Source organism: Streptomyces sp. NPDC059142, from assembly GCF_042755665.1.
Lineage (GTDB): Bacteria > Actinomycetota > Actinomycetes > Streptomycetales > Streptomycetaceae > Streptomyces.
The window spans coordinates 1-5,638 of the sequence record NZ_JBHZDA010000184.1 but is presented as its reverse complement, the minus strand read 5'-3'; the positions used below and the strand labels follow the sequence as shown (position 1 = coordinate 5,638).

At 71.6% G+C, this 5,638-nt stretch carries 6 protein-coding genes and 2 pseudogenes; all 8 read right to left on the bottom strand.

The genetic code is table 11. The features are described from left to right. Positions 1–206: 206 nt before the first annotated feature. Entirely contained in the window at positions 207–1,052 is an 846-nt protein-coding gene (locus tag ACFXPK_RS32410) for an ABC transporter ATP-binding protein (RefSeq protein WP_385007240.1), read from the bottom strand. An 11-nt stretch (positions 1,053–1,063) separates the two neighbouring features. Further along, positions 1,064–2,086, bottom strand: a complete 1,023-nt coding sequence (locus ACFXPK_RS32405) for an ABC transporter substrate-binding protein (RefSeq protein ID WP_385080729.1) — start codon at positions 2,084–2,086, stop codon at positions 1,064–1,066. 35 nt (positions 2,087–2,121) lie between these two features. Next, entirely contained in the window at positions 2,122–2,976 is an 855-nt protein-coding gene (locus ACFXPK_RS32400; RefSeq protein WP_385080727.1) for an ABC transporter permease, read from the bottom strand. 192 nt (positions 2,977–3,168) lie between these two features. Next, a complete protein-coding gene (locus ACFXPK_RS32395; protein ID WP_385007234.1) occupies positions 3,169–3,699 on the bottom strand; it encodes a GAF domain-containing protein in 531 nt (176 codons plus the stop codon). 136 nt (positions 3,700–3,835) lie between these two features. After that, positions 3,836–4,432 (bottom strand): annotated as a pseudogene (locus tag ACFXPK_RS32390) (ATP/GTP-binding protein); the annotation flags it as partial. Then, the gene (locus ACFXPK_RS32385) at positions 4,410–4,781 is read right to left on the bottom strand and encodes a DUF742 domain-containing protein (RefSeq protein WP_385007232.1); all 372 of its coding nucleotides are present in this window, start codon (positions 4,779–4,781) and stop codon (positions 4,410–4,412) included. The gene ACFXPK_RS32385 and the pseudogene ACFXPK_RS32390, both read right to left, overlap by 23 nt. 3 nt (positions 4,782–4,784) lie before the next feature. After that, on the bottom strand, positions 4,785–5,222 hold the full coding sequence (locus ACFXPK_RS32380) for a roadblock/LC7 domain-containing protein (protein WP_385007230.1): 438 nt from the start codon (positions 5,220–5,222) through the stop codon (positions 4,785–4,787). A 7-nt stretch (positions 5,223–5,229) separates the two neighbouring features. Then, positions 5,230–5,638: pseudogene (locus tag ACFXPK_RS32375) on the bottom strand (ATP-binding protein); the annotation flags it as partial.

The window sequence follows — 5,638 nt, the reverse complement described above, 5'->3', positions numbered from 1 at the left end:
CCGGGGCGGTGGGGTTATTATCCTCGGGATACCCGGGGGGCGCGGGGCGCGCGAGCGGTCCGTGGGCGGTGGCCCGGCCGTGGGACGTGGCCCGTCCATGCGCGGCCGTGGGCCGTGGCCCATCCGGCGCGGCAGGACACGCGGCCGGGCCGGGGCGCGGTGGACCCGCACCCCGGCCCAGCCCGGACCGGCCCAGCCCGGCCGCGTCACTCCTGCGCGGAAGCCGCCCCCAGCAGTCCCCTGATCCGGGTGGTCGCCGTGCGGAACTCGGGGCGTCCGAGGGTCGCCGTGTACTCCCGTTCCGCCGGGAGGCCCACGTCGATGATCTCCGTGATCGTGCCGGGGCGCGGGCTCATCACCACCACGCGCTGGGCCAGATAGACCGCTTCCGAGATGGAGTGGGTGACGAGCAGCACCGTGGTGCCGGTCTCGCGCCAGATGCGGTTCAGCTCCATGTTGAGCTGTTCCCGCGTCAACGCGTCGAGCGCCCCGAACGGCTCGTCCATCAACAGGACGGGCGGCGCGTGGAGCAGCGCCCGGCAGAGCGCGACGCGCTGCTGCATACCGCCGGAGAGTTCGTGCGGATACGCGTCCTCGAACCCGGTGAGTCCGGTCATCGCGATGAGTTCGTCGGCCCGTTCGCGCGCCGCGGCGGCGTCCGTCCGCCGTATCTCCGCCTGGAGCAGGATGTTGCGGCGGGCGGTGCGCCACTCCAGCAGCGCGGCGCGCTGGAACACGTAGCCGATGTCGTGCCGCGGCCCCTCGACCGGCCGGCCGTGCAGCCGTACCCCGCCCTCGGACGCGGTCAGCAGGCCCGCCACGAGTTTGAGGAGGGTGGACTTGCCGCAGCCGGAGGGCCCGACGAGGGCGACGAACTCGCCGGGCGCCACATCGAGCGAGACCCCGCTCAAGGCCGTGACCTCGCGTTTCTTCGTACGGAACCGGACGGCCACCTCGTCCAGGCGGACCGCGGGCGCGCCCGGGGGCTCGGTGGTGTTCTGCGCGCCGTCCCGCCGCGCCGCCGGATCCTGGAGCTTCGCGTCCCTGGCCATGGTGTGTCCGCCTATCCCTTCAGCGCCGTGCCGCTGTCCCAGTACTCCTGTACGGCCTTCGGGCTCTTCACCAGTCCGGCCCGCGCGAGGATGTCGATGGTCCGCCGCCAGTCGCCCTCGGTGTTGACGCCCGGGGCGGCGCCGCGTGTGGCGTCGGTGTGCAGCAGGGTCACCGTCGTGGCGAACTGCTCCGACAGGACGTTCCTGGGCGGCAGTTGCTCCGAGGCGCCGCCCATCGCGGCGACGGCGGGGTCCGGTGCCTTCTCGGCCGCCGCCCATGACTCGCTGACGGCCCGCACCATGCGCCGGGCCAGATCGCCCCGTTCGGCGAGGAGGCGCCGGCCGGCGATCAGACCGTTGGAGTAGAAGTTGAGCCCGTGGTCGGAGAAGCGGAGGTAGGAGACCTCCTTCTTGGCCTTGTCCTTCATGGTCGGGCCCTGGTCGCTGGCGTAGCCGAGCAGCGCGTCCGTCTTGCCCGAGATCACAGCGGCGATCTTGCCCGCCGGGTCGGTGTTCTGGATCGTGACGTCCGACTCCTTCAGCCCGTTCTTCTCCAGGAAGATCGGGAAGGTCTTGGTGAGCGCGTCCCCCGCCGTGCCCGCGATCGTCTTGCCCTTGAGGTCGGCGGGTGTGGTGACGTTCTCGCTCTCGAAGAACTGCACGGACGACGGGGTCGTCTGGAGGAAGACCCCGAGGCTCTTCACACCGACGCCCTGGTCCACCCCGCTGAGCAGGGCGGGGGTGTCGGCCCAGCCGAAGTCGGTCTGTCCCGCGGCGGTCGCCTGTACGGTCTTCTGCGACCCCTGACCGGCCCTGATCGTCAGGTCGATGCCGTGCTTCTCGAAGATCTTCCGCTGCTTGCCGTAGTAGAACGGCGCGTGTTCGCCGTACGGATACCAGTTGAGTGTCAGGGTCACCTGGTCGAGCTTCTTGCCGGAGTCGCTGGTGGTGGTCCCCGCGCCGTCCTCACCGCAGGCGGTGGTGGCGACCAGGAGCAGTGGTACGAGACCGATCAGGAGTCTGCGCGGGTACATGGCTTGGCCCTTCCCGGAACGGGGTCGAGTCGTGCTCAGTAGGTGGTGGTGACGTCCGTGTCCCGGCGGCTCGCGTGCCAGGGCAGCAGCAGCCGCTCGGCGATCTCGACCAGCGCGAAGAGGACGACGCCGATCAGCGACATTACGAGGAGACCCGCGAAGAGCATCGGGGTGTCGAGGTTGCCGTTCGCCTGGAGGATCACATAGCCGAGTCCCTCGTTGGCGCCGACGAACTCGCCGACGACGGCGCCTGTCACCGCCAGTGTCACGGCGACCTTGAGCCCGGAGAAGAGATGGGGCAGCGAGGCCGGGAAGCGGATCTTGACGAAGGTCTGCCAGGGTTTCGCGCCCATCGTCGCGGAGAGCTGGAGCATCTCCGGGTCGACCGCCTTGAGACCGGTCACCATCGAGATCACCACGGGGAAGAAGGCGATGAGGACGGCGATCAGGATCTTCGGGGTGATCCCGAAGCCGAGCCAGACCACGAACAGCGGCGCCACCGCGATCTTCGGCACCACCTGGGCGAAGAGCAGCAGGGGGTAGAGGGTCCGCTCCACGGTCGACGAGCGGACCATCACCACCGCCGCGAACACACCGACCACGGCGGCGATGAGGAAGCCAAGGAGTGTCTCGTACGTCGTCACCCAGGTGTGGTGCCAGAGGTACCCCGCCTTCCCCGTCAGCACGTCGAGCGTGGCGCCGGGCGAGGGGACGAGATACGGCTCGACGAGTTCGGCGGCGGCGATCGCCCACCAGAGCGCGGCGCAGCCGACCAGCAGCGCGACGGGGCGTTTACCGGCCTCGACGGCGCGGGCGATCCGCTCCCCGGCGCCGGGCCTCGCGCGCCGCGGCGCGGGAGAGGGAGGAACGGGCAGGACGCTCTGGCTCACTGTGAACTCCTCGGGGTCACCCGGTGGTTGTCACGTGCGCTGCGCCTTGGGGGAACACTCTTCGGAGGACCTGTCGCGCACCGCTCCGGCCGACGCCCGGCCTGGGACCGAGACGCTGAAAGCGCTTTCCAACAGGATTGATCCGTCACGCTAGTGACTGCCCGTCCGTGTGGTCAAGAGGCTGTTCCGAGGTTAGGCCAGGCCGTCCTCCCGGCGGTGGATCTGCGACATCAGTTGCGCCGCGCACGCCTTGATGGTGTCGAGCCCGGCGCGCCCCCACCGCCGGGGCTCGGTGTCGGCCACGCAGACGGTGCCCAGCGCCATCCCCGTACGGTCGATGAGGGGCGCCCCGAGGTAGGAGCGGATGCCGCTCTCGTCCACGAGCGCGTTCCCGGCGAAGCGCGGGAAGTCGCGGACGTCCTCCAGGACCAGTGCCTTGCGCCGTACCACCACATAGGGGCAGTAGCCGTGGTCGCGGGACTTGAGTCGCTGCTCGGCCCCGCCGGGCGGGATGTGCAGTCCCGCGAAGAACTGCCTTTCCGCGTCGAGGAAGTTGACCATCGCGTAGGGGGCGGCCGTCATCCGGGCGAGCTGTCCGGCGAAGGCGTCGAGGGCCGGTTCCGGGCGTTCGCCGAGCCCGAGCCCGCGCAGCCGTACCGCCCGCTGGGGCGCCTCCTGGTCGACGGGGGTGAGCAGCAGCCGGGCGATCGGGTCGTACCTCATCCGCGTACTCCGTCGCTCGGGGCGGTCGCCGCCGACGCCCTCATTCGGCGGGCTCCGGCGCCGGGGCGGGCGCGAAGGCCACCGGGGGCGGGGAGAGGGCCGGGGGCGGGGAGGGAGGCGGGGCCGCGGAGGGAGGCGGCGTGGGGGCCGGGGAGGAGGTGAGGAGGTGCTGGACGAGGGTGACCAGCGTCCGGATGCCGGAACTGGCGATACGGGCGTCGCAGAGCACGATCGGCACCTCGGGCCTGAGGTCTATCGCGGCCCGTACCTCCTCCGGGTCGTACCGGTACGAACCGTCGAACTCGTTGACGGCGACGACGAATCCGATGCCGCGCTGTTCGAAGAAGTCCACCGCGGAGAAGGAGTAGTCGAGCCGCCGGGTGTCGGCGAGCACGATCGCGCCGAGCGCGCCCCGGGAGAGTTCGTCCCACATGAACCAGAAGCGTTCCTGTCCCGGTGTGCCGAAGAGGTACAGCACATGGCGTTCGTCGAGGGTGAGCCGGCCGAAGTCCATCGCGACCGTGGTCGACGTCTTGGTCTCGACGCCGGTCAGATCGTCGGTCGCCGCGCTGACCTGGGTCAGCAGCTCCTCCGTACTGAGGGGCGCGATCTCGCTGACCGCGCCCACGAAGGTCGTCTTGCCGACGCCGAATCCGCCCGCGACGAGGACCTTCAGCGCGGTGGGGAAGGACTGGGAGCCGGAATAGGGGTCAGAGCTGTCGTCGTAGGCCATCGAGCACTGCCTCCAGCAGGAAACGGTCGGTGGGGTGGTCGAAGCTGTCCGGCGGCCGTGCGGTGATCGCCCCGCACTCCACCAGATCGGAGAGGAGGACTTTGGCCACCGTCACGGGGAGCCGGAGCTGTGCGGCGATCTCCGCGACCGAGGTCGGGCCCGCGCACAGGACGACGGCCTCGGTGTGCTCGGGGCCGAGGTGCGGCTGCGGCGGCGTCCCGGTGGAGACCACCAGCGTCAGCAGGTCCAGGGCCGCCGTGGGCCGGGTCCTGCCGCCGCTCACGGTGTACGGGCGGATGAGCCGGCCCGCCGCGTCGTCGAGCCACGGCCCGTCCGTGGAGAGGGACACCGGTCAGTGTCCCGCGGCGCTCGGTGAGACACCGGCCCCGTGCCGCAGTGGCGTCGCCAGATACGGCCGTACGCTCTTGACCAGCATCGCCATCTCGTAGCCGAGGACCGCGGCGTCCGCCTCACGGCCCGCCAGCACGGCCAGACAGGTGCCGGATCCGGCCGTGGAGACGAAGAGCAGGGTGGAGTCGAGCTCCACGACGACCTGGCGCACCTCACCGCCGTCCCCGAAGCGGATGCCCGCGCTGCGGCCCAGCGAGTAGAGGCCGGAGGAGAGGGCCGCCATGTGGTCGGCGCTGTCGGGGTCGAGGCCGTGGACGGATCTCACCAGTCCGTCGGAGGAGAGCAGCACCGCGCTGCGGGTGAAGGGGACTCGCTGGACCAGACCGCTCAACAGCCAGTCGAGGTCGGAGACATGGCCGGTCGGCACATCGCTCGCCATGGTGAATCTACTCCTTGGGGGTGGTGTCGTGGAGCGGTGACTCCGGAGCTCCGGGGGAGGGTTGCGGCGCTCCCCCGGGGCGTGTGGTGGGCTGGGACTCGGCGAGGCCGATGCCCCGCCGGAAGGCCGCCATCAGGCCGGGATCGTGGAGCGCCGGCTCACCGGCGGGGGCCGGCGCGGGGGCGTCCCGTAGCTGCGGTACGAGGTGTTCCTGCCCCCGGCGCCTGGGCAGGACGGGCCGGCTCGCGGTGCCGCGGATCATGGAGTCGCCGGTGGGCTCCACCGCGGGCCCGACCGGGATCACGGGGGCGGGCGGCTGCTCGGGCCGTCCGGCGTGCCGGGCGCCGGGGCGGGCGGCGGCGGGGGTGGGGCGCTCGGCGCGGGCGGTCCGCACGGGCAGCGGCGCGGGGCCGCCC